Below are 24,536 nucleotides of genomic sequence, written 5' to 3'. Positions count from 1 at the left end.
AACGACGAGCGTCAGATTCCCAGTTTCTGAATCTTGTGCGTGCCCCGCGCCAGCGAGACGTGCTTGGTTTCCATGTAGAAGTCGAACGAGTAGTCGCCGCCGTCGCGACCGATGCCTGAAGCCTTCATGCCGCCGAACGGCGTCGGCAGGTGGCGGACATTCTCCGAGTTCAGCCAGATCATGCCGGCGTCCAGCGCATCCGCAACGCGCAACGCGCGGCCGACGTCGTTGGTCCAGACATAGCCGGTCAGGCCATAGCGGATGTCGTTGGCGATCTCGATGGCGTCCGCTTCGTCCTTGAAGGGCAGCACCGTGAGGAAGGGGCCGAACACCTCCTCCTGCGCCACCCGCATCTTGCCGTTGGCACCTGTTACCAGCGTCGGCTCGACATAATGTCCGCCGCCGGGGCCGTCATAGGCCTTGCCGCCGACCGCGATCACAGCGCCGTCCTGGCGCGCGACGTCGAAATAGGAGCAGACCTTTGCCAGATGCCGCTCGTGGATCAGCGGCCCGATCTCGGTGGCGGGATCGAGGGGATGGCCGACCTTCAGCGCCTTCACGCGGGCGGTCAGCTTCTCGATGAACTTTTCGGCGATGCTTTTCTGGATCAGCAGGCGGCTCGACGATGTGCAGCGTTCGCCATTGAGCGAGTAGATCATGAACACGACCGCATCGAGCGCGCGGTCGAGATCGGCGTCTTCGAACACGATGACAGGGTTCTTGCCGCCAAGCTCGAAATGCACGCGCTTCAGCGTGGGCGCGCCCTGAACCATGATCGCCGAACCGGTCGAACTTTCGCCGACGAAGCCGATCGCCTTGATGGCGGGATGCTCGGTCAGGGCCTTGCCGGCTTCTTCACCGAAGCCGTGCACGGTGTTGAGCACGCCGTCGGGGACGCCGGCTTCCTTGACCAGCCTCGACAAGATGGCCGCCGTCACCGGCGACCATTCGGCCGGCTTGTGCACGACAGTGCAGCCGGCGGCGAGCGCCGGGGCGATCTTCCACGTCGAGAGCATGAACGGCGTGTTCCACGGCGTGATGACGCCGACGGGCCCGATCGGCACGCGGGTCGAGACGTTCCAATGCTCGTCGCTGGGTGTGTTCTGGCCATCGCGCGCCTCGCCGCATCTGTCGGCGAAGAAGCGGAAGTTTTCGGCGGCGCGGATCGCGGCCTTGGCCATGAAGCGGTAGGCTTGGCCGGTATCGATGCATTCGAGCACGGCGATGTCGTCGGCATTGTCCTCGATCGCATCGGCGACCCGATGCAGCAATTTCTTGCGCATCGCCGGGCCCATATCGCGCCAGGACTTGAAGGCAAGCGCAGCGGACGTCGCTGCGGCATCGATATCCTCGGCATTGCCGCGCGCAACACTCGCGAGCAACGCGCCATCGACCGGGGACTTCGTCTCAAACGTGTCGCCGGAGATCGAGGGAACGATCTTGCCGTCGATCATGTGGCCGATGCCGTCGGCGCGGAGTTTCTTCAGCAGCGGCGCGACGCGGTCGCGGTTGGCCTGGAAGATATCGGCTTTCGCCGTGGGCTTATCCATTTGCGGTCTCCACTTTCAGGGCGTCGTGGATGTTGTTGCGCTTCCAGCTCGTGTCCTTGTCGTTGATCTGCATGTCGAACGACAAGGCGAACTTGCTGGCGGCGAAGACGGGGTCGAGATGTTTTGAAAGCGCCTGGAAGATTTGCTCGCCGGCCTTCTGACGCGTGGGAAGATCGCGGCCCTCGCCGATGCGCAGCAACATGTCGAGAAAGCCGTAGTCCTGCCTGTTATCGGCGATCGCATAGTGCTCGCACCTGATGGCGCGGACGCGGATGCCGCCGAGCGGGAAGATGCCGGTCTCGACCGCCGCCTTGCGCACGACTTCGCAGGCGGCGCCGATATCGACGCGGCCATCGAGATTGGCCGAATATTCGATCGTGAAATGCGGCATCGCGTTTTCACTCCCTGTGTCGTCTTGTTATTTAAGCGAAGTAGCAGCTCACCGAGCCGTAGGCGCCATAATCGGCCTGAATTGTGTCGCCCTTGCGGGTCTCGATCGGACGGATGAAGGAGCCCGCGAGCACGACTTGCCCGGGCTCCAGCGCGAGGCCGAGCGGCGCAATCTTGTTGGCAAGCCACGCGACAGCCGTCGCGGGATGATTGAGCACACCGGCGGCAAGGCCGGTCTCTTCGAGTTGGCCGTTCCTGAAACACAACGCTCCGATCCAGCGCAAATCCGCATCCAGCGCGCGGATCGGCCGTCCGCCGAGCACGATGCCGGCATTCGCCGCGTTGTCGGCGATGGTGTCGAAGATCTTCCGCGTCGCCTTGGTCTTGGGATCGACGCGCTCGATGCGCGTGTCCAGAATCTCCAGCGCCGGCACGACGAAGTCGGTGGCGTTGAGCACGTCAAACAGCGTGCAGTCGGGGCCTGAGAGCCGCTTGCTCATGACGAAGGCGAGCTCGGCCTCGACGCGTGTCGCGATGAAGCGCTCGGTCGGGACGAGGCCGCCATCGGCGAAGAACATGTCGTCGAGCAGCACGCCGGAATCGGGCTCATTGATATCAAGAGCGCTCTGCATCGCCTTCGAGGTCAGGCCGATCTTGTGGCCTTTGACGACACGCCCCTCGGCAATCTTGACGTCGACCCAGGCCTTCTGAATCGCATAGGCATCGGCGATGGTGATGCCGGGGAAATCCTGCGAGAGCTGCCGGATCTGCACGCGGGTCTTCTCCGCCTGGTGCAGACGGCTCGCGCAAGCTTGGATATCGTCGCTGGAAAGCGCCATGGATGATCGGCCAAAATCGTGGTGCTCGAAGATACTTAACATGTTAAGTGAATGCGTCAAACACAATTCCGGCTTGCTGCACTGCAAACGTTTTGCGATCTGAAAGGGCGTCATGACGAAGAGACCGGCTGATTCCGCGAACGCAAGCGCGCCCACACGGCAAGTGCCGATGCGCGACTTCTCGCGCTCGCTGCCGATGTCGCTGCTCAGGGCGCGCGAAGCCGTGATGCGGCAGTTTCGTCCCAAGCTGCGCGAGCATGGTCTCACCGAGCAGCAATGGCGCATCCTCCGCGCGCTCGCGTCCATCGAGGCCGCTGAGGTCACGGAACTCGCGCGCACGGCGTTTCTGCTCGGGCCGAGCCTGTCGCGCATCCTGCGCGATCTCGAGGCGCGCAATCTGATCGAGCGCAAGACCGCGAAGGCCGACCAGCGCCGCAGCATGGTTTCGATCTCGAAGGAGGGCGTGAAGCTGATGGCCTCCGTCGCGCCGTCCTCGGAAGCGATCTATGCCGAGATCACCCAGCGCTTTGGCGCGCGCAAGCTTGCCGAGTTGCAGGAGATGCTCGGGCAGTTGGAATTGTGCCTTGCTTTCCCCGATGCGGGTGACGACGTCACGGACGAGACGTAACGGCAAATTTGCATGATGACTTGTCAGTTACGCATGACTGTCGTCGTTGCATAACGCGCGTGAGCAGCGTGATCGCAACCAAATGCGAGAAAAGCCCGCAGAAAACAGCTGAGAATAGATCATCGCCGCAGGTGTTAGTCATCTTCGGGTGCGAGTTCTCCGCCCTTAGTCGATGATGGCTCAATATCAATTTACTCACGTCGGCAGAATCCGTAAGTAGCATCCGGCTCTGTATTCAGCGATAGAGCCAAAACAAAGAAGGGCCGACAAGGACGCCCGGCCCCAGGGAGGAATGAATGAGACTGACGAGACGCGACTTCGCGGCCGGAATTGCTGCCGGCATTGCCGCGCCCTACCTCATCAAAAGCGCAAATGCGCAAGGCGCCACCATCAAGATCGGAATGTGCGCGCCCGTCACCGGTCCCGCGGCTGAATCCGGCGGATACGCCATCAAGGGCGCCAAGCTCGCGCTCGAAGCCGTGAACAAAGCCGGCGGTATCCTGGGAAAGCAGGGCGAGCTGATCGTCGAGGACGACCAGACCACCAATCCCGGCATCGTGCTCGCCTTCTCCAAGCTCGCCTCGCAGCCCGACATCGTCGGCTTCCTCGGCTCGATCCGTTCGACCCAGGTGCACGCGATGGCGCCCGACGTGATCAAGCTCGGCAAGCCCGTGATGATCGGCGGCACCGATCCGAACCTCACCCACATGGGCAATCAATGGCTGTTCCGCTGCCGTCCCAATGACAGCTATTCCGGCCGTGTCATCGCCGAATACGGCGTCACGACGCTCGCCAAGAAGAAATGGGCCGTGCTGCACTCGACCGATGCGTTCGGCACCGCGGGCGGCAAGGCGCTGACGGCTGCGCTCGAAAAGCTCGGCGCGCCGCCGGTGCTCGACCAGGGCTATGCCAACCAGAGCCAGGATTTCACCCCGGTCGTGCTCGCGATCAAGCAGTCGGGCGCCGACATCCTCGGTTCCTACTTCACCTTCGAGAACGATCTCGGCATCTTCGCTCGCCAGCTGCGTCAGCTCGGCGTGAACATTCCCTGGGTCGGTTCGCCCTCGATCGTCAACATCACCGCGCTGAAGCTCGCCGGTCCCGCGCTCTATAACACCTATGGCGTTGCGGATTATGCCGAGGATTCCAGCGAAGGCTCGAAGGCGTTCGGCAAGATCTACCGCGACGCGGTCAAGGTTGCGCCCGACAACCAGAGCTCCTGGACCTTTGACGCCATCAACGTGATGGCGCAGGCCATCAACAAGGCCGGCACGACCGAACCGGCCAAGATCCGCGAAGCCATCCTCGCGATCAAGAAGTTCCCGGGCGCCGAGGGCGAATACAATTTCGACCAGAACGGCGACGGTCTCCACGGCTACAACATCGTGAAGAACGAGAAGGGCAACATCACCTTCGACAAGCACATCGAGTTCAACGACTGACGTTGAAACGACCTCCCCGATGCCGGTCGGGGAGGTCGTGACGTCTTCCGTCGAACGTATTTGATCTCCAACAGAAGCTTGTCATGGATCTCGCCCTACAACTCCTCTTTACCGGCATCGGTATCGGCGCCGTTTACTCGCTGGTTGCGCTCGGTTTCGTGCTGATCTTCCGAGCCACCAATGTGGTGAATTTTGCGCAAGGCGAGTTCTCGATGGTCGCGGCCTATCTGATGGTCGTCGCGGTCGAGGCCGGTTTGCCCTATTGGGCGGCGTTCATCGTCGCGCTGCTCGGCATGGCGCTGCTCGGCGCCGTCTTCAATCTCGGCGTCTATTATCCGCTGCGCCACCGCAGCTATCTGCCCGTCATCATCGCCACCATCGGCGCCTCGATCCTGCTCGCCAATTCCGTGCTTGCGATCTACGGCCCGCAGCCTCAGGTGCTGGAAGGCTGGTTTGAAACACCCGGCATCCAGGTCGGCCCGGTCTATCTCGACAGCCAGTACCTCCTGATCATCGGCGTCACGATCTGCCTCGTGATCTTCAATTTCTGGTTCTTCGAGAAGACGCTGCTCGGCAAGAAGCTGCAGGCGACCTCGCAGGACAAGGAAATGGCCTCGCTGCTCGGCATTTCCGTCTCGACCATGATCATGATCACCTTCATCTATTCGGCGGTGCTTGGCGGTCTTGCCGGCATCCTCGTCGCCCCCGTGCTGTTCGTCTCGATCCAGATGGGCTCGACCATCGCACTGAAGGCGTTCGCGGCCACCATCATCGGCGGCTTCGGCGACGTCGCCGGCGCCATCATCGGCGGTCTCGCACTCGGCGTGATCGAGACCTTTGGCGCCGCCTATGTCTCGGTGCCCTACAAGGACGGCTTCGCCTTCCTGGTGCTGATCGCCTTCCTGATCTTCCGGCCGCAGGGCATCTTCGGCGAACGCGTGGCGGAGAAGGCATGAGCGCCCCCAGCGACAACATGCCGATTCCGGCACCCGCCATCCGTTCGAAACCGCTCGTGGTCCGGCATCTGCCGTACTTCATCGGCGCGGCGATCCTGGTCGTGCTCGCGGCCAACATGAACTTCGACGGCTACGTTCACAACATCCTGCTCCAGGCCACGACGTTCGCGATCGCGGTGTTCGGGCTCTCGGTGGTGCTCGGCCTGTGCGGCCAGATCAATCTGGCGCAGGCCGCGTTCTTTGGCCTCGGCGCCTATGCGGTCGGCATGGGGACGACGGATCTGCAGCTCAGCTTCTGGCTGTGCCTCGTCGGCGGCTGTCTGATCTCGCTGCTCGCGGGCGCCTTCCTCGGCATGTCGACCTTGCGGCTCGGCGGCCACTACCTCGCGATGGTGACGATCTCGTTCCAGCAGATTGTCACGCTAGTGATGATCAACGCGATCTGGCTGACGCGCGGTCCCGACGGCGTCCCCAACATCAAGCGGCCCGACCTGTTCCAGTCGTCGCAAAGCTATCTCGCCTTCTGCGTCGCGATGCTGGCGATCGTCGGCTATCTGGTCTGGCATCTCTCCGACACCAAGCTCGGCCGCGCCATGCGCGCGGTGCGCGACAACGAGCTTGCGGCCGGCGTCAACGGCATCGACGTCTTCCGCACCAAGATCTACGCGTTCGCGCTCTGCGCGCTCCTCGGCGGTCTCGCGGGCGGATTGTTCGCCGGCGGCTTCGCCTATGTCAGCCCCGATCAGTTCTCCTTCGCGGAATCGATCGTGTTCCTGACTATGTCGCTGCTCGGCGGCGTGGCTTCGCCGATCGGCTCGGCGATCGGCACGGGCTTGCTGATCCTGATCCCGGAATGGCTGCGCTTCCTCAAGAGCGTCCCGGGCCTGTACCTCGCGATCTACGGCCTGTTCGTGATCCTGATCATCCGCTTCATGCCCGACGGCATCTGGGGTTTTGTTGCGGACGCCTTCACGCGCTGGCGCGCCAAGCTCCCGGCGCCGCCGGTCGCGGGCGCCTTGCATTTGAAGCCGGCGATGACCGGCGGCGACATTGTGCTGGAAGTCATCGGTCTGTCGAAGCATTTCGGCGGCCTCAAGGCTGTCGATGGTGTCGACATCGCCGTGAAGCGCGGCGGCGTGCATGCGCTGATCGGGCCGAACGGTTCGGGCAAGACCACCACGCTCAACGTGCTCTCGGGTCTCTATGTGGCGACGTCAGGCAGGATCGTGCTCGACGGCACCGACATCACCCACATGCCGCCGCATCAGCGCACGGCTTCCGGGCTCGGCCGCACCTTCCAGAACATCCGCCTGTTCCGTTCGATGACGGCGCTCGAGAATGTCGAGATCGGCGCCGAGCGGCCCGGCAACACCATGGTCGGCAAGGGCGATGACGCCCTGACCGAGCGTGCGATGGAGGCGCTCACCTTCGTCGGCCTCGGTAGCCGCGCCAACGAGCTGATCTCGAGCTTCTCCTACGGCCATCAGCGCTTGATCGAGATCGCGCGTGCGCTCGCCTCGAATCCAACGCTGCTGCTGCTCGACGAGCCCGCGGCCGGCCTGAACTCGACCGAGAAGCTCGAGCTGCACGAGCTGCTCAAGCGCATCGCCGCGCAAGGCCTGACCATCCTGATCATCGATCACGACATGACGCTGGTCTCGGAAGCGGCCCAGCACATCACCGTGCTCAACTTCGGACGCCGCATCGCGGACGGCGAATCCATGGCCGTGCTGCGTCATCCCGACGTCGTCTCCGCCTATCTCGGGAGCGAATGATGCCGTTGCTCGAAATCCGCAATCTCGTGGTGCGCTACGGCGAGATCGAAGCGCTGCGCGGCGTCACCTGCGCCGTCGAGGAGGGGCAAGTGGTGACCTTGCTCGGCGCCAACGGTGCCGGCAAGTCCACGACCTTGCGCGCGATCTCCGGCCTCGCCAAACCGACTTCGGGCGAGATCCTGTTCGACGGCAAGTCGATCGCGGGTCTTGGCCCCGAAGCCATCGTCCGCATGGGCATCTCGCACGTGCCGGAAGGGCGTCGTGTGTTTCCGGGTCTCACGGTGAAAGAGAACATCATGCTCGGCGCGTCCAATCGCCGGGCCTCGACCTCGGAGATCTCGCGCGAAGCGGATGCGATGTTCGACCTGTTCCCGGATATCCGCAAATTCACCAGCGCACTCGGCTGGACGCTGTCCGGCGGACAGTTGCAGATGGTGGCGGTCGCGCGCGGGCTGATGGCCAAGCCGCGGCTGTTGCTGCTGGATGAGCCCTCGCTTGGCCTTGCGCCCGTCATCGTGCAGGCCGTGTTCAAGATCATCTCCGAGATCCGGCGCAACACGACCGTCTTGCTGGTCGAGCAGAATGCGCGCATGGGCCTGTCGGTGGCCGATTACGGCTATGTGCTGGAGACCGGCCGTATCGTGCTCGGCGGCAAGCCCGACGAACTCTGGGGCAACGAAGCCATCCGCGCCGCCTATCTCGGCGGCCATGCCAAGGCGAGTGCTTGACCGGAAGGTTCCGTCATCGGGGGTGGATTCCAGGCCGAACGCGTCGAACGGCATCCCCTTGCCGGATGACACCCGGGCGGCGATAGTGGACGCCGCCCGCGAGGCCCGGATCCTGTGACCAAGCGCATAGGTCTTGCGTCATTGCGAGCGTAGCGCGGCGACCCGGTTCGCGGTAACAGCGATGGTGTGCTGTCGCGGCGCTCGTCATGGTGACGAAGGCCCAAACAACGACGACCCAAACAACGGCGACCCAAACAACAAAGAAGGAAGGCAACGTGGCGAACAAGGTCAAGGAAATCTGGAAGTCGGGCAAGGCCGTGGTCAACGCGTGGCTCGCGATTCCCTCCGGCTTCTCGGCCGAGATGATCGCGCAATGCGGCTTCGACAGCGTCACCGTCGACATGCAGCATGGCGTGCAGGACTATCTCTCGATGGTGCAGTGCTTCCAGGCCATGGACAAGCATCCGGTCACCCCGATGGTCCGCGTGCCCTGGAACGAGCCCGGCATCATCGGCAAGGTGCTCGATGGCGGCGCCTATGGCGTGATCTGCCCGATGGTCAACACGCCGCAGGAAGCCAAGAACCTCGTTTCCTATTCCAAATATCCGCCGAAGGGCGTCCGCTCCAACGGCCCGATCCGCGCCGGCATGTACGGCACCGCGGGCTCCTACCAGAAGACCGCGAACGACGACATCGTGCTGCTGCCGATGATGGAGACGAAGACCGCGGTCGAGAACATGGAAGCGATCCTCGACGTCGAAGGTCTCAACGGCGTCTATATCGGCCCGTCCGACCTCGGCTTCTCCTACGGCCTCGAGCCGAAGCTCGACCGCACCGAGCCCGAGATCCTCGCGATCTACGACAAGATCATCAAGGAATGCGACAAGCGCGGGCTGTTCCCGGGCATCCATTGCAGCGGCGCCGAGGGTGCCGCGCGCGCCATCAACATGGGCTTCAAGCTGGTGACGCTCTCGAACGAAGTCGGCCTGATGACCACCTACGCCAAGATGCAGGTCAACGCGACCCGCAAGGACGCCGGCGGCAAGGCCTGATCTCTCTGTGTCCCGGACGCGATGCAGCGCGAAGCGGTGCATCGCAGAGCCGGGACACAGTTGCTAGTGAAAGACACGACACCTGGGCCCCGGATCTGCAGCGCACCGCTTCGCGCTGCGCAGCGTCCGGGGCACGAGAGTTTCGATACAGGAGATAGCCATGACCATCAGCCCCGTCATCCGCCTGCATCCCGATGATGGCGTGCTGATCGCGCGCGCGAGCCTGCCGCCGGGAACGTTGGTCGCCGACGGCGTGACCACGGTCGAGCGCATTCCCTCCGGCCACAAGGTCGCGATCAAGCCGATCGCATTGGGCGAGCCTGTCATCCGCTACGGCCAGATCATCGGCTTTGCGACCATGCCGATCGCGCCGGGCCAGCACGTGCACGTGCAGAACATCGGCATGGGCGATTTCGCCAAGGACTATGCCTATTGCGCCGACGTCAAGCCGACGCCGAACTTCGACCTGCCGGCGACCTTCGAAGGCATTCGCCGCCCGGACGGCCGTGTCGCCACCCGCAACTATATCGGCATCCTGACTTCGGTGAATTGCAGCGCGCATGTCGCAAGCCTCGTCGCCGACGTCTTCAAGAAGAATCCCTTCACCGGCGACAATCCGCTGGCCGAATTCCCCAATGTCGACGGCGTGGTCGCGCTGACCCACAAGACGGGCTGCGGCATGACGCAGAACGAGCCGCTGGCGCTGCTCCGCCGCACGCTTGGCGGTTATGCGCGGCACGTGAACTTCTCTCATGTAATCGTGCTCGGGCTGGGCTGCGAGGTGAACCAGATCGGCGGCCTGATGGAAGAGCAGAAGCTCGCCGGCCGCCTGCGCGCGATGGACATCCAGGAAGTTGGCGGCACCCGAAAGACCGTGGAAGCTGGCATTGCCTTCGTGCGCGAAGCGCTCGCGGATTCAAACAAGGTCAAGCGCGAGTCCGTGCCGGTGAGCGAATTGACCGTGGCGCTGCAATGCGGCGGCTCGGACGGCTATTCCGGCGTGTCAGCCAATCCCGCGCTCGGTGCGGCCAGCGATCTCATCGTGCGTCACGGTGGCACCGTGATCCTGTCGGAGACGCCGGAGACCTATGGCGCCGAGCATCTGCTCACGCGCCGCGCCGTCAGCCGCGAGGTCGGCGAGAAGCTGGTCGGTCTGATGCGCTGGTGGGACGAATACACGACGCGCGAAGGCGCCGAGATGAACGCCAATCCGAGCCCCGGCAACAAGGCCGGCGGTCTCACCACCATTTTGGAAAAATCGCTGGGCGCGATGGCCAAGGCCGGCACCACCAATCTCGTCGACGTCTTGCGCTACGCCGAACCCGTGACCAAGCGCGGCTTCGTGTTCATGGACACGCCCGGCTACGATCCGGTCGCCGCAACGGGCCAGGTCGCCGGCGGCGCCAATCTGGTCTGCTTCACAACCGGCCGCGGCAGCGTGTTCGGCTGCAAGCCCGCGCCCTCGATCAAGCTCGCCACCAACACGCCCATGTACAAGCGCATGGAAGAGGACATGGACGTCAATTGCGGCACCATCCTCGAAGGCGAGGAGAGCGTCCAGGAGTGCGGCCAGCGCATTTTTGAGCTCATCCTGAAGACCGCCTCGGGACAGCCGACCAAGAGCGAGAGCTTTGACTTTGGTGGTGCCGAGTTCGCGCCCTGGGTGCTCGGCGCGACGATGTGATTGTCGCGCGTCGTGCGTCTCGATGCGGGAATATGCAGGAGGGGCAGCGCACCTACGTAGTCATACGTAGGTGCCATACCACCGCACGGATTCCTGTGCTCACACACGATTAACAATTCTTGCCGTAATCCTTGGACAATGCGAGCTCGCCTCCTTATCTGGGGCGTTCGCCCCTCGACGGGATTCGTCAACGATGACGCGTGCGATACGGCCGACCGGCGTAGAAAACCTCCTCGGTGAAGAGGAGCTGATCGTGTCGAAGACCGATCTCAAGGGCCGCATCACTTACGCCAACGACGTCTTCATTCGCATGGCGAAGTACTCTTATGCCGAGCTGATGGGCGCGCCCCACAGCATGATCCGCCATCCCGACATGCCGCGCAGCGTCTTCAAGCTGCTCTGGGACACGCTTCAGTCGAAGCAGGAGATCTTCGCCTACGTCGTCAATCTCGCGAAGGACGGCAGTCATTACTGGGTGTTCGCCCACGTCACGCCGACCTTCGACGAGCGCGGGAATGTCGTCGGCTATCACTCCAACCGTCGCAAGCCGGATCCTGCGCAGATCGAGCGCATCAAGCCGATCTACAAGACGCTGTGCGCGGAAGAGGCGCGGCATGCCAACGCCAAGGACGGCATGCACGCGAGCTTCGAAGCGATGGTCGGACTACTGAAGCAACAGGGTGTCGGTTACGATGAATTTGTGCTCTCTCTCTAAGGCGCAGGGAGCGACCGCGCTCGCGTGTGTTCTTGCTGTCGTCGCGTTCGTCCTCTCGCTTCTCGGCGTGACCGGAATCGCCAGTGCAGCGCTGCTCGGCGCGACGGTCGCGCTGCTCGGTTACGCCGTCTGGTGCCAGCATCGCACGGCAATGGCCGTCGATGAAGTCGCCGATGTCTGTCGCAAGGCTTCGCATGGCGATGTCGAAGCGCGCATCCTCAGCAATCGCCAGGCCGGTCGGATCGGCTCGATCCAGAAGTCGGTCAACGACATGCTCGACATCACCGATGCCTTCCTGCGCGAGGCCTCGGCGTCGATGGACTATGCCAGCCGCGGCAAGCACTTTCGAAAGATCCTCGCGCGCGGTCTGCCCGGCTCGTTCCGTCGTTCGGCCGTCGTCATCAATTCCGGCACCGACAGCCTCGGCCGCCGCGTCGTCGAGATCGCAGATCTCGCAAAGCAGTTCGGCACGCATCTCGACGGCGTTGCTGGTACGCTGATGGGCGCCGCGACCGATCTCGAATCCGACGCCGGCCAGATGTCGGCTGCGGCCGAGAAGACCAGCCGGCAGACCTCCGGCGTGCGTAGCGCCTCCGACCAGGCTTCGCGCAATGTCGCGACCGTCGCCAGCGCCGCCGAGCAGCTCGCATCCTCGATCGCCGAGATCGGCCGCCAGGTGAGCGGCTCGACCACGAGCACGGGACGCGCCGTGAACGAGGCCAATCGCGCCGGCAGCGAGATCCGCTCGCTCGCAGATGCCGCGCTACGGATCGGCGACGTCGTCAAGCTGATCAGCGAGATCGCCTCGCAGACCAATTTGCTGGCGCTCAACGCCACCATCGAGGCGGCGCGTGCGGGCGAGGCCGGCCGCGGCTTTGCCGTCGTGGCCTCCGAGGTCAAGAGTCTCGCCAACCAGACCGCGAAAGCGACCGAGGAAATCAGCGCCAAGGTCGGCGAGATGCAACAGTCGACCACCAACTCGGTCGCAGCCGTCGAAGCCATCGCGCAGACCATCGCCGAGATCAACGGCATCACCGCCTCGATCGCGACCTCGATCGAGCAGCAGGGCCTTGCGACCCGCGAGATCGCCCGCAACGTTCAGGAAGCCTCGGCTGGAACCTCGGAAGTGTCCTCCAACGTGACGGGCATCAGCGAAGCCGCCGCCGACACCGGCCGCGTCGCAAGCCGCGTCAACAGCGCCTCAGAACGCGTCCACGGCGAGGTCGAGACGCTCCGCCGCGAGGTCACGCAGTTCCTGCAGCGGCTGACTTCGGCGGCGTAAGACCTTCGGCGTACCCGTTAACGACGTGCAAGCGGACGGCCCGCACCTTGTATAGGCAGGGTTTGCCCGTTGTTAGTGCTTGATCGCACTGACGTCAGGTGTTCTGCTCAAAAAAGCTGCTGGAGTACCGCACCCCGTGTCGATCTACGTCGCATTGCACCACGTCACGCACTACAAATACGACCGTCCGATCGATCTTGGCCCGCAGACGATCCGCCTGCGGCCGGCGCCGCACACGCGCACGCCGATCCTGAGCTATTCGCTCAAGGTCACCCCGGCCAATCATTTCGTGAACTGGCAGCAGGACCCGCAGGGCAACTGGCTCGCGCGCTACGTGTTTCCGGAGAAGACGACCGAGCTGAAATTCGAGGTCGATTTCAGCGCGCAGATGACCGTGGTCAACCCGTTCGACTTCTTCGTCGAGCCTTATGCCGACGCCTTTCCGTTCGAGTATTCGAAGGATTTGAAGACCGAGCTCGCGCCGTATCTCGACACCATCAAGCCTGATCGGCTGTTCGCAAAATTTCTCGACACGATCCCGCATGAAGCTCCGAACACCGTCAACTTCCTGGTCGATCTCAATCGCGAGCTTCAGAAGCACGTCCGTTACATCATCCGCATGGAGCCCGGCGTGCAGACGCCGGAGGAGACGCTCACCTCCGGCGCCGGATCGTGCCGCGACTCCGCTTGGCTCCTGATCCAGACCTTCCGTCATCTCGGGCTCGCCGCCCGTTTCGTCTCCGGCTATCTCATCCAGATCCGTCCCGACATCGATCCGATCGAGGGACCGCCGGAAGTCGAGAACGATTTCACTGATCTGCACGCCTGGGCCGAGGTCTATCTGCCGGGCGCAGGCTGGATCGGTTTTGATGCGACTTCCGGCATGCTCGCGGGCGAGGGGCACATCCCGGTTGCCGCCACGCCGCATTATCGCTCGGCTGCGCCGATCTCCGGCGGCGCCGGCTTTGCCGAGGTCGAGTTCGAATTCGACATGAGCGTGAAGCGGATCCGCGAGGCGCCGCGCATCACAAAGCCGTTCTCCGACGAATCCTGGACGCGGCTCAACGATCTCGGCGAGCAGGTCGATGGCGATCTCGCCGCGCAGGACGTGCGGCTCACCATGGGCGGCGAGCCGACCTTCGTTTCCGTCGACGATCTCGAAGCAGCCGAATGGAACACCGAGGCGGTCGGTCCGACCAAGCGCGCGCTTGGCGACGATCTGATCCGCCGCCTGCACGCGCGCTTTGCGCCTGGCGGGCTGCTGCATTACGGCGAGGGCAAATGGTATCCGGGCGAAAGCCTGCCGCGCTGGGCCTTTGGCCTGTACTGGCGCAAGGACGGCGTGCCGATCTGGAAGAATGCCGATCTGATCGCGAAGATCGAGAATCCGCGGCGCGCCGAGGTCAAGGACGCCCAGGCGTTCGTGGAGGGCACGGCGTTGCGGCTCGGGCTCGATCCCGGCTACATCATCCCGGCCTATGAGGACACCGCCTACTGGCTCCACAAGGAGGCCGAGCTTGCCGTCAACGTCGATCCCTCCGACTCCAAATTATCCGATCCGGAAGCGCGCGCGCGCATGGCGCGGGTGTTTGACGAGGGGCTGAACACGCCGCGGGGTTTCGTGCTGCCGGTGCAGCGCTGGAACGCGCCGCCGCGCTGGCGCAGCGAGCGCTGGCAACTCCGGCGCAATCATCTGTTTTTGATGCCGGGCGATTCACCGTTGGGCTTGCGCTTGCCGATCGGCTCGCTCGGCCATATCCCGCCCAACCAATATCCCTACATCGTCGAACAGGACCCGATGGAGGCCCGCGGCAAGCTGCCGGTGTTCAGCCTTCCGGCGCGTCCGGAATCGCCGCCGCAGGTCGAGCCCGAGCATCTCAACACGTCCGTCCCGGTCCGTACCGCGATGTCGGTCGAAGTCCGCGACGGCGTGCTCTGCGCCTTCATGCCGCCGGTCGAGCGCATCGAGGATTATCTCGAGCTGGTCGCGGCCCTCGAAGCGACCGCCGAAGAGATGCAGATTCAGGTCCACGTCGAAGGCTACCCGCCGCCGTTCGATCCGCGCATCGAGGTCGTCAAGGTGACGCCCGACCCTGGTGTCATCGAGGTCAACATCCAGCCGGCGAAGAGCTGGCGCGAGGCGGTCGACATCACCGTCGGGCTCTATGAGGACGCCGGCAAGACACGCCTCGGCGCCAACCGCTTCCTGGTCGACGGCCGCCATACCGGCACCGGTGGCGGCAATCATGTCGTGATCGGCGGCTCCAGCCCGCAGGACTCGCCGTTCCTGCGCCGGCCTGATCTGTTGAAGAGCCTCGTGCTGTACTGGCAGCGGCATCCCTCGCTGTCCTATTTCTTCTCTGGCCTGTTCATCGGCCCGACCAGCCAGGCGCCGCGCATCGACGAAGCGCGCCACGACAGCATCTACGAGCTCGAGATCGCGCTCTCGCACGTGCCGCCGCCGGGCTACCAGACGCCGCTATGGCTGGTGGACCGCCTGTTCCGGCATCTGCTCGTCGACATCACCGGCAACACCCACCGCGCCGAAATCTGCATCGACAAGCTCTATTCGCCTGACGGGACCACGGGCCGGCTCGGTCTAGTCGAATTTCGCGCGCTCGAAATGCCGCCCGATCCGCGCATGTCGCTGGCGCAGCAGTTGCTGATCCGCGCGTTGATCGCAAAATTCTGGCGCGAGCCGCAAGCCGGCAAGTTCGTGCGCTGGGGCACGGCGCTGCACGATCGCTATATGCTGCCGCATTTCATCTGGGAGGATTTTCAGGACGTGCTCTCCGAGCTGAAGCAAGCAGGCTATCCGTTCGATCCCGAATGGTATCTGGCCCAGCTCGAATTCCGCTTTCCCGCCTTCGGCCGCGTCCATCAAGGCGGCGTGACGCTGGAGCTGCGGCAGGCGCTGGAGCCCTGGCACGTGCTCGGCGAGGAAGGCTCGGCCGGCGGTACGGTGCGCTATGTCGACAGTTCGGTCGAGCGGCTCCAGGTGAAAGCCGAGGGCTTTGTCGAGGGCCGCCACATCATCACCTGCAACGGCCGCCGCCTGCCGATGACCTCGACCGGCCGCTCGGGCGAAGCCGTGGCCGCCGTCCGCTTCAAGGCCTGGCAGCCGGCCTCCGGCCTGCACCCGACCATCCCGGTCCACGCGCCCCTGACCTTTGACATCATCGACACCTGGAACGGCCGCTCGCTCGGCGGCTGCGTCTACCACGTCGCCCATCCCGGCGGCCGCAGCTACGAGACCAAGCCCGTCAACACCTATGAGGCCGAGGCGCGGCGGCTGGCGCGCTTCCAGGACCACGGCCATACGCCCGGCCCGATGCAGCCGCCGCCCGAGGAACGCACAAATGAGTTTCCGCTGACCCTCGACTTGCGGACCCCGCTCCTGCAATGAGTATGAGGGTGGGGGAGGGACAGGCCCATGGGCGAGGGCGCAGCCGAACAGAACGACAAGGCGGGTAAGGCGCCAGGACAAACTGACGGCCAGCGCCGCCTTGCGCAATGGGTCCGCGACTATCGCCGCCTGCCCGGCATTCCCGACGAGTTCCTGGGGCCCGACGGCGCCCCGCGCGCGGTCTGGAGCCGCTTTTTCGACGCCTTCGGCGCGCTTGCCCCCGACGAGGTCGAGCGGCGCTTCGGCATGGCAGACCGCCATCTGCGCGAGGCCGGTGTCACCTATCGGGCGCCCGGTGACGGCGCCGACCGGCCGTGGTCGATCAGCCATCTGCCGCTGCTGATCGACGAGGCCGACTGGAAGCAGCTGTCCGCCGGCATCACCCAGCGCGCCGAGCTTTTGGAGCTTGTGCTGCGCGACATCTATGGCGAGGGGAAGCTGGTCGCCGAAGGCGCGCTGCCCGCGGCCGCGATTGCCGGCAGTCCTGAATATCTCCGCCCCGTCTGTGGCGTCGAGCCGCCGGGCGGGCGCTATCTCTCGCTCTATGCCGCCGATGTCGGCCGCGGCCCCGACGGCCGCTGGTGGGTGCTCGGCGACCGCACCCAGGCGCCGTCGGGCGCGGGCTACGCGCTGGAGAACCGCCTGGTGCTTTCGCGCGCCTTCTCCGATCTCTACAAGTCGATGAACGTGCCGCGCGTCGCGCCGTTCTTCGAGGCGTTCCGCGACAGCCTGCGCGCACGCGCAGATCGCGATGAGCCGCGGATCGGCGTGCTCACTCCCGGCGCCTTCAGCGAAACCTATTTCGAGCACGCGACGCTGGCGCGCTATCTTGGCTTCCTCTTGGTCGAGGGCGACGATCTCGCCGTCAGCGACAATCGCATCCACATCCGCACGGTCGCGGGGTTGAAGCGGCTCGACGTGCTCTTGCGACGCGTCGATTCCAATTCGCTCGATCCGCTCGAGCTCGATGCGTCCTCGCATCTCGGCGTGCCCGGCCTGATCGACGTGCTGCGCAAGGACGGCGTCGTCGTCGCCAACATGCCGGGCTCCGGCGTGCTGGAGGCGCGCGCGCTGCTCGGCTTCCTGCCGGCGCTCAGCCGCCGCCTGCTCGGCGAAGAGCTGAAGATGCCGCACATCGCGACCTGGTGGTGCGGCCAGAAGTCGGCACGCGACGAGGTGCTGTCGCGGCTCGACGAGGTCGCGATCGAAGGCGCCTATCGGCGCGGCGTGCCCGGCGTCGACAGCAATGGCCCGGTGCTCGCGAGCGAGCTCGACGCCGAGGGCCGCCAGCGCCTGATCGACTCCATCACCGCGCGCGGCATGGATTACGTCGGCCAGGAGGTGGTGCGGCTCTCGACCATGCCGGTCTGGGAGCAGGGCCAGCTCACGCCGCGTCCCTTCGTGCTGCGCGTGTTCGCGGCGGCGACGCCGGACGGATGGGCCATCATGCCCGGCGGCTTCTGCCGGATCGCCGAGAAGACGGATGCGCGCGCGGTGTCGATGGGCGACGGCGCCCGCGCCGCCGACGTCTGGGTAGTCTCGGAGAAGAAGGTCGCGACCGCCTCACTGCTGCCGGCGACCGACAAAGTCCGCATCCGTCGCATCGCCGGCGTGCTGCCGAGCCGTGCCGCCGACAATCTGTACTGGCTCGGCCGCTATCTCGAACGGGCCGAAGCGACGCTGCGGCTGGTGCGCGCGCTGGGCTCGCCGAGCGGGCCCAACAAGGGCACCGCGGCCTCGCTGCAATCAGCCGAACGTATCCAGCGTCTGCTGGTGGCCTGGGGCGCGATCTCGCAAGCCTCACGTGCGGCCCCCGCGCGCATTGTCGCCGAAGCCTTGCAGAGCCCGGAGCGCTTCGGCTCGGCATTGTCGCTGGTGCGCGCGGCGCAGCGCACCGCGACCTCCTTGCGCGAGCGGCTGTCGCCCGATGCCTGGCAGGTCATCACCGAGATGGCCGATCGGTTGGCCTGGGAGGTCGAGGGCGACGACAGCGTGGTCAGCGCGGCCGAGCTGACCTTGCAGGAGCTGGCGAGCTTTGCCGGGTTGGCGCAGGAGAACATGAACCGCGCCGCCGGCTGGCGCTTCCTCGACATCGGCCGCCGCACCGAGCGCGCCATCAACACCGCGCGTTTCGCCCGCCAGTTCGCCTATGACGAGGCCGGCGACGAGGATCTCGACATCCTGCTGACGCTGGTGGATTCCCAGATCACTTATCACTCGCGCTATCTGCTGGCGCCGATCCTGGCGCCGGTGCGCGACCTCGCGGTGCTCGATCCCTACAATCCGCGCTCGGTGGCGTTCCAGGTGACGACGCTGAACGAGCACATCGCGGCACTTCCGAGCCTGAAGGAGCATGGCCTGATCGAGAAGCCGCAGCGGCTCGCGCTCGCGGCGCAGTCGATGCTGGCTACCGCCGAGGCCGAGAAGCTCGAGGTGAAGACGCTGTTCTCGCTGGAGCAGGACCTGCTCAGTCTCGCCGAAGCCATCAGTCTGCACTACTTCCCGCATGGCCCCAATGCTAGCCGGCCGGAAAAGCTGACGGGGCTCGCGTGATCTACGACATCCGGCACGTCACGACTTACGAATACGAAAGCCCGGTCAGCTTCGCCCGCTGCACGCTGCGGCTCGAGCCGAAGGACGGCAACGGTCAAGAACTGATCTCGCACAAGGTCGAAATCCGTCCGCGCCCGTCCGAGCGCAACGTCCGCCGCGATTTCTTCGGCACGCTGACCGAGAGCATCGTGATCGAAACCGCGCATCGCAATCTGCGCATCGATTCACGTTCGCGTATCTCGATTTCGCGCAAGCCGCCCGCGCGCGACGCTGCAAGCCCGCCCTGGGAAAGTATCCGCGACCTCGCCTTCGAGGCGACGAGCCTCGGGCCGTGCTCGCCGGTCGGCTATGTCTTTGCGAGCCCGCTGGTCCCGGTGCTGCGTCCGGTCAGCCTTTATGCGGCCGAGAGCTTCGCGTCCGGCGCGGGTATCCTTGCCGGGGCGGTCGATCTGATGCATCGCATCCGCACTGAATTCCGCTACGACCCCAAAGCCACCGTGATCTCGACGCCGCTCAACGAGGTCTTCGACAAGCGCCACGGCGTCTGCCAGGACTTTGCCCATGTGATGATCGCGGGGCTGCGCGGGCTCGGTCTGCCCGCGGCCTATGTCAGCGGCTATCTGCGCACCATTCCGCCTGCGGGGCAGCCGCGTTTGCAAGGCGCCGATGCCACCCATGCCTGGGTGTCGCTGTGGTGCGGGGCGGAGCTTGGCTGGGTCGATTTCGATCCGACCAACGATCTCCTCGTCGCCAACGACCATATCGTGCTCGCGGTCGCGCGGGACTTCTCCGACGTATCGCCGGTCGACGGCATCATCGTCGGCTCGCCGAAGCAGAAGCTCAGCGTCGCCGTGGACGTGCTGCTGGTGGAGTGAGCGGGGTACTGGTGCACGACCGGAATCCGGATTGTCCTTATAAGGACCCTTACATCCGCCGGATCAAGGCTGCTTTCGACGCCATGCTGGGGCGCGTCGGGCGAGGGAATTGACGCCGCCATCCGCAGCGCGGTGCAAGCGTCCCCAGGGTCGGCCATTGGCCCGCCGCCCGCCAAGTGTGCCGGACCATGACCGCAACCGTGATGTTGCGAAGCGATAGCGTAACATATTTCCGTGTTCTTGTTTCGGGATTTGGCGAGCCAGCCAAAGATGGGCTATGCTGTCCCTTGCGTCGAAGACGTGAATGAGACGTCGGGAGCTGGCGTGGGACACCACCGACAAGCGGGGCTGCATCCATGATGACGTTACCGCGACTGGCGGCCGAAACCCTGGAAAGGATGCTGGGCTCGTTCATGCGCCGCCGGTACGACGAGGCCTCTGCCGGGGTGCTGGAGGGCTCGACGCGCACCGCGATGGAATGTATCGGCAACAGCGACGCGCTGTACCACAACATCGAGCATACGATGTTGGTGACGCTGGCCGCTCAGGCCATCCTCTCGGGACGTAATCTCCATGCGCATCTTGCGGCGGAGGACTACCTCCATATCCTGATCGCCTGCCTTGCACACGATATCGGCTATGTCCGTGGCCTGTTTCCTGAGGATGACGAAGACGGCTTCATCATCGACGATGCCGGCACCAAGGTGGCGCTGCCGCGCGGCGCCTCCGATGCCAGTCTGATGTTGTATCACGTTGATCGCTCGAAGCTTTTCGTGAGGCGACGGCTGCCGGGGGTCCGCGGCATCGACAGTGAACGCATTGCCCGTGCCATCGAGGGCACGCGTTTTCCGGCCCGCCAGGGGCAGGAATATGATGACGATGCCTCGATCCTGCGCGCTGCGGATTTCATCGGTCAGCTCGGCGATCCCAATTATCTGCGCAAGGCCAATGCGCTGTATTACGAGTTCGAGGAAGTCGGCATGAATCGGCAGCTCGGCTACGACTCGCCCGCCGATATCGTAAACCGCTATCCACAATTCTATTGGAACAGCGTCGCACCGCACATCCAGACCGAGATCGGCTATCTCAACAAGACCGAGATCGGCCGGCAGTGGATCGCCAATCTCTACAGCAACGTCTTCCGTGCCGAGCGCGAAATCTCGCTGTCCGGGCCGCAGAAATAGCTCGGTCTCGGAACCCGCATGAGCGCAGCGGCATCCGGGCTGCGATCGCGCAAAATCCGTGAGTCAATCATGCAACAAAAAGCCGTCACCACGGACGTTCTCGACATCGCCTATCTCGACTACGGCGCGTCCGACGGCTGGCCCTGCATCATGGGCCACGGCTTTCCCTACGACGTGAACGCTTATGCTGCGACTGCGCCGCTGCTCGCGCAGGCGGGCGCGCGGGTGCTGGTGCCCTGGCTGCGTGGTTACGGGCCGACGCGTTTCCGTTCCGCGTCGACCTTGCGCTCCGGCGAACAGGCGGCGCTGGGCGCCGATCTCCTCGCCTTCATGGACGCGCTTCACATCGAACGCGCGGTCGTCGGCGGCTATGATTGGGGCGGCCGCGCGGCCTGCGTGGTCTCGGTGCTGTATCCCGAGCGCGTGGTCGGGCTCGTGTCCGGCAATTCCTACAACATCCAGAACATCGCGCGCGCCATGGAGCCGGCTTCACCGCCGGAGGAGGCCGCGCTCTGGTATCAATATCTCTTTCACAACGAGCGCGGCCGCCGCGCGCTGGAGCGCAACCGCCGCGGCTTTACCCGGCAGCTGTGGTCGATGTGGTCGCCGACATGGGCGTTCGATGACGCGACGTTCGAGACAAGCGCTGTGTCGTTCGACAACCCTGACTTCGTCGATGTCGTGATCCACTCCTACCGCCACCGCTACGCGCTGGTGGAAGGCGATCCCGCCTATGCCGGAATCGAGGCGAGGCTCGCCGCGCAGCCACAAGTCGGCGTCCCGACGATCGCGATCGACGGCGACAGCGACGGCGTTAATCCTGGCACCGCGCACCATGCGCGCAAGTTCGAGAGCTTCTTCGAGCGGCGCGTGTTCGCCGGCGCCGGCCATAATTTGCCGCAGGAACGGCCCGCCGAATGGGCGCAGGCCGTGCTCGACGTGCGCAAGGCGGCGCTGCAATAGGCTTTCGCGCGCCGTCCCGCACGTACAGATTGCGTGCGGTGCGGAAAGAGGCGAAAAATTGCAGGCTTTGATTCGCATCGTTCGTGTCTCTGAAGCGATCTTTCCCGCAGTGGCGATATGGGCACGGCAACCAGGAACGTGAATTCGTCGTTCAGCGTCGTCGGCATGTTGATCGCCTTCGGCGTCGGCAGTGCGCTGCTGCTGACGACCGGACGACGCGACTATCCCGAACTCCACACCATCCTGGATACCGGCATAGCCCTCATCTCGGGTCTGGTGGCGTTGCTGTTCTGGGATATGGGGCCCGCATCAAGCAGCCGGTTTACAAGCGGCTCGCGATCGCCTTCGTCGCCGGGGATCGGCCTCTCGATCGCATCGCGCATCGTGCAGCGCCATGGCGGGTGCATCTGGGCCACGGCAGACATCGGCAAGGGAGCGGCGTTCTATTTCAGCATTCCGGATTGAGATGGGCGTGAAGCGCCGCATTCGATCTTGATTTGCATCAATGTTGGCGCCGGTGGACTGCTCTGCTGGCTGTTGTCCCGGTCTGGCGCATGCTATCCTGAGATGTGCTCTGGGGCTTCGCATGCAGGAGTGGCCATCATGACAAGTGCTTCCGAAACGTCTCATCATCCAAGCCTCGGTTCGGGCATTGCGGCGCTTCATGCCAAATGGGGCTGGATCGTCACCCTCGGCGTCGTCTATCTCATCGCCGGCTTCGTCGCGCTCGGCAGCATGATGATGGCGACGGTCGCGAGCGTGATCGTGGTCGGCGCGATGATGATCGTCGCCGGGGTCACCGAGGTGATCGGCGCGTTCCAGATGAAGAGCTGGGGCAAGTTCGCGATCTGGGCTTTGCTCGGCGTGCTCTACATCGTCGCGGGCTTCCTGACCTTCGAGAACCCGTTGTTCGCGGCAGCGCTGCTCACCTTGTTCCTCGGCGCCTCGCTGCTGGCCTCCGGCGCCGTCAGGCTGTTTCTCGCCTTCAGCATGAAGCGCGAGAGCCCGTGGGTGTCGGTGGCGCTGTCGGCAATCATCACGCTGCTGCTTGGGCTCCTGATCCTGGCGCGCTGGCCGGTCAACAGCGTCTACATCCTCGGCCTGTTCCTCGGCATCGACCTGATCATGGCGGGCGCCGGCTGGGTGAGTCTGGGCTTCAGCCTGAAGCGGCGCGGCTAGGCTATCAGCAACTCGACGCAAGACCGTCTTGCGGAACTCCGCTGATCTGACGCGCTGACAAAAAGCAGCGCGTCACGCGTTCGCCTCGCGTGGACGATCATCACCGGGGAGAAACCATGAAAGCCGCTTTGGCCCTGGCCGCAGCATTGGCTGCCGCCTGCCTGTCCACGCCCGTCCTGGCACAGAAATCCTATGGTCCCGGCGTCACCGACACGGAGATCAAGATCGGCAACACCATGCCCTATAGCGGCCCCGCATCGCCGCTCGGCATCACCGGCAGGGTCATCTCGGCCTATTTCGACGAGGTCAACGAGAAGGGCGGAGTCAACGGCCGCAAGCTCAATCTTTTGTCGCTGGACGACGCCTTCTCGCCGCCGAAGACGATGGAAGCGGCGCGGCGGCTGGTCGAGGGCGACGGTGTCGCCTTCATCTTCGCAACCATGGGCACGGCGCCGAGCTCGGCGATCGCAAAATATCTCAACAGCAACAAGGTGCCGCAGATCTTCCTGATCAGCTCGGCCTCGAAGTGGAACGATCCCGCCAACATGCCGTGGTCGATGGCGCTGCCCTGGGCGCCGAACTACACCAGCGAGGCCGCGATCGACGTCGCCTATGCCCGCGCCAAGAACCCGAACGCGCGCTTTGCGGTGCTCTACCAGAACGACGACGCCGGCAAGGAATATCTGCGCGGTGTCAAGGAAGCGCTCGGCGCCGACGCCGACAAGGCGATCGCGATGGCCTCGAGCTTCGAGGTCAGCGATCCCACGGTCGATTCCCAGGTGTTGACGCTGGCCAACACCAAGGCCGACGTGTTCATGATTTACTCTGTGACGCCGCGCGCCTGCGCGCAGGCGATCCGGAAAGCGCATGAAGTCGGCTGGCAGGCGACGCGCTTTCTTGCCTCCGGCTGCGCCAACAAGGCGACCGTGATGGTGCCGGCAGGCCTCGATGCCGGCAAGGGCGTGCTGTCGCTCGGCTCGCTGAAACCGTTCGTCGAGCAGCCGAAGGACGATCCGGCGATGGTGGCCTATATCGATTTCATGAAGAAGCGCCTGCCCAATGCCGACATCAACAACGTCGCCGGTCTCTATGGCTACACCGTCGCCGAGGCGCTGGTGGTCCTGCTGAAGCAGTGCAAGGACAATCTGACGCGCGAGAACATCATGGCGCAGGCGTCGAACCTGAAGAACGTGCCGCTGTCGCTTCTGATGCCCGGCATCACGCTCAACACGACGCCGCAGGATTTCCGCCCGATCAAGGACGGCTATATCCTCCAGTTCGACGGCAACGACTGGGTGGTCGCGAGCGAGTTGCTGCGCGGGACGTGAGGCGTAA

The 24,536-nt window shown here is 64.5% G+C and carries 20 protein-coding genes; 17 read left to right on the top strand and 3 right to left on the bottom strand.

Annotated elements, in window-relative coordinates; translation table 11 throughout:
• Positions 1 to 11 precede the first annotated feature (11 nt).
• Genes hpaE through hpaH form a run of 3 tightly spaced genes read right to left on the bottom strand, consistent with a single transcriptional unit; the run spans position 12 to position 2,779 of the window.
• On the bottom strand, positions 12 to 1,550 hold the full coding sequence (hpaE, locus tag IVB29_RS02500) for a 5-carboxymethyl-2-hydroxymuconate semialdehyde dehydrogenase (protein WP_247501815.1): 1,539 nt from the start codon (positions 1,548 to 1,550) through the stop codon (positions 12 to 14).
• Positions 1,543 to 1,941, bottom strand: coding sequence for a 5-carboxymethyl-2-hydroxymuconate Delta-isomerase (locus IVB29_RS02495; RefSeq protein ID WP_247501814.1), 399 nt, complete (start codon positions 1,939 to 1,941; stop codon positions 1,543 to 1,545). Before IVB29_RS02495 ends, hpaE begins: the two co-directional genes overlap by 8 nt.
• 31 nt (positions 1,942 to 1,972) lie before the next feature.
• On the bottom strand, positions 1,973 to 2,779 hold the full coding sequence (gene hpaH / locus IVB29_RS02490; protein ID WP_247501813.1) for a 2-oxo-hept-4-ene-1,7-dioate hydratase: 807 nt from the start codon (positions 2,777 to 2,779) through the stop codon (positions 1,973 to 1,975).
• A 112-nt stretch (positions 2,780 to 2,891) separates the two neighbouring features.
• Between hpaH and hpaR the strand changes: the two genes are divergently transcribed.
• The 17 genes from hpaR (at position 2,892) to IVB29_RS02405 (ending at position 24,529) form a co-directional block, all read left to right on the top strand.
• Positions 2,892 to 3,407: a homoprotocatechuate degradation operon regulator HpaR gene (hpaR, locus tag IVB29_RS02485; RefSeq protein WP_247501812.1), complete on the top strand. Its 516-nt coding sequence runs from the start codon at positions 2,892 to 2,894 to the stop codon at positions 3,405 to 3,407.
• A gap of 296 nt (positions 3,408 to 3,703) precedes the next feature.
• Positions 3,704 to 4,849, top strand: coding sequence for an ABC transporter substrate-binding protein (locus tag IVB29_RS02480; RefSeq protein ID WP_247501811.1), 1,146 nt, complete (start codon positions 3,704 to 3,706; stop codon positions 4,847 to 4,849).
• Between the two features lie 83 nt (positions 4,850 to 4,932).
• Positions 4,933 to 5,805, top strand: a complete 873-nt coding sequence (locus IVB29_RS02475) for a branched-chain amino acid ABC transporter permease (RefSeq protein ID WP_247501810.1) — start codon at positions 4,933 to 4,935, stop codon at positions 5,803 to 5,805.
• Positions 5,802 to 7,580, top strand: coding sequence for a branched-chain amino acid ABC transporter ATP-binding protein/permease (locus IVB29_RS02470; RefSeq protein ID WP_247501809.1), 1,779 nt, complete (start codon positions 5,802 to 5,804; stop codon positions 7,578 to 7,580). Before IVB29_RS02475 ends, IVB29_RS02470 begins: the two co-directional genes overlap by 4 nt.
• Positions 7,580 to 8,308 carry an ABC transporter ATP-binding protein gene (locus IVB29_RS02465; protein ID WP_247501830.1) on the top strand — a complete coding sequence of 243 codons (729 nt, stop codon included), beginning with the start codon at positions 7,580 to 7,582 and terminating at the stop codon, positions 8,306 to 8,308. Before IVB29_RS02470 ends, IVB29_RS02465 begins: the two co-directional genes overlap by 1 nt.
• A gap of 275 nt (positions 8,309 to 8,583) precedes the next feature.
• Entirely contained in the window at positions 8,584 to 9,360 is a 777-nt protein-coding gene (locus IVB29_RS02460) for an aldolase/citrate lyase family protein (protein ID WP_247501808.1), read from the top strand.
• Between the two features lie 160 nt (positions 9,361 to 9,520).
• Positions 9,521 to 11,044, top strand: a complete 1,524-nt coding sequence (locus IVB29_RS02455; protein ID WP_247501807.1) for an altronate dehydratase family protein — start codon at positions 9,521 to 9,523, stop codon at positions 11,042 to 11,044.
• Between the two features lie 193 nt (positions 11,045 to 11,237).
• On the top strand, positions 11,238 to 11,759 hold the full coding sequence (locus IVB29_RS02450) for a PAS domain-containing protein (RefSeq protein ID WP_247501806.1): 522 nt from the start codon (positions 11,238 to 11,240) through the stop codon (positions 11,757 to 11,759).
• A complete protein-coding gene (locus tag IVB29_RS02445; protein WP_247501805.1) occupies positions 11,737 to 13,041 on the top strand; it encodes a methyl-accepting chemotaxis protein in 1,305 nt (434 codons plus the stop codon). The genes IVB29_RS02450 and IVB29_RS02445 overlap by 23 nt, the downstream gene beginning before the upstream one ends.
• Positions 13,042 to 13,177: 136 nt before the next feature.
• The gene (locus IVB29_RS02440) at positions 13,178 to 16,447 is read left to right on the top strand and encodes a transglutaminase family protein (protein ID WP_247501804.1); all 3,270 of its coding nucleotides are present in this window, start codon (positions 13,178 to 13,180) and stop codon (positions 16,445 to 16,447) included.
• Positions 16,448 to 16,474: 27 nt separating this feature from the next.
• A complete protein-coding gene (locus tag IVB29_RS02435; RefSeq protein ID WP_247501803.1) occupies positions 16,475 to 19,000 on the top strand; it encodes a circularly permuted type 2 ATP-grasp protein in 2,526 nt (841 codons plus the stop codon).
• Positions 18,997 to 19,875, top strand: a complete 879-nt coding sequence (locus tag IVB29_RS02430) for a transglutaminase family protein (protein WP_247501802.1) — start codon at positions 18,997 to 18,999, stop codon at positions 19,873 to 19,875. The genes IVB29_RS02435 and IVB29_RS02430 overlap by 4 nt, the downstream gene beginning before the upstream one ends.
• Positions 19,876 to 20,231: 356 nt before the next feature.
• A complete protein-coding gene (locus tag IVB29_RS02425; protein WP_247501801.1) occupies positions 20,232 to 21,059 on the top strand; it encodes an HD domain-containing protein in 828 nt (275 codons plus the stop codon).
• Positions 21,060 to 21,128: 69 nt separating this feature from the next.
• Complete coding sequence (locus IVB29_RS02420; protein WP_247501800.1) at positions 21,129 to 22,022, top strand: alpha/beta hydrolase; 894 nt, start codon at positions 21,129 to 21,131, stop codon at positions 22,020 to 22,022.
• 117 nt (positions 22,023 to 22,139) lie between these two features.
• Positions 22,140 to 22,487 carry an ATP-binding protein gene (locus IVB29_RS02415; RefSeq protein ID WP_247501799.1) on the top strand — a complete coding sequence of 116 codons (348 nt, stop codon included), beginning with the start codon at positions 22,140 to 22,142 and terminating at the stop codon, positions 22,485 to 22,487.
• Between the two features lie 138 nt (positions 22,488 to 22,625).
• Positions 22,626 to 23,201, top strand: a complete 576-nt coding sequence (locus IVB29_RS02410) for an HdeD family acid-resistance protein (RefSeq protein WP_247501798.1) — start codon at positions 22,626 to 22,628, stop codon at positions 23,199 to 23,201.
• Between the two features lie 116 nt (positions 23,202 to 23,317).
• Positions 23,318 to 24,529 (top strand): ABC transporter substrate-binding protein, encoded by a 1,212-nt coding sequence (locus tag IVB29_RS02405; protein WP_247501797.1) that lies wholly within the window; start codon positions 23,318 to 23,320, stop codon positions 24,527 to 24,529.
• Positions 24,530 to 24,536 lie beyond the last annotated feature (7 nt).

It is taken from the genome of Bradyrhizobium sp. 1 (assembly GCF_023073315.1).
Taxonomy (GTDB): Bacteria; Pseudomonadota; Alphaproteobacteria; order Rhizobiales; family Xanthobacteraceae; genus Bradyrhizobium.
This window is presented reverse-complemented; position numbering and strand designations above follow the sequence as displayed.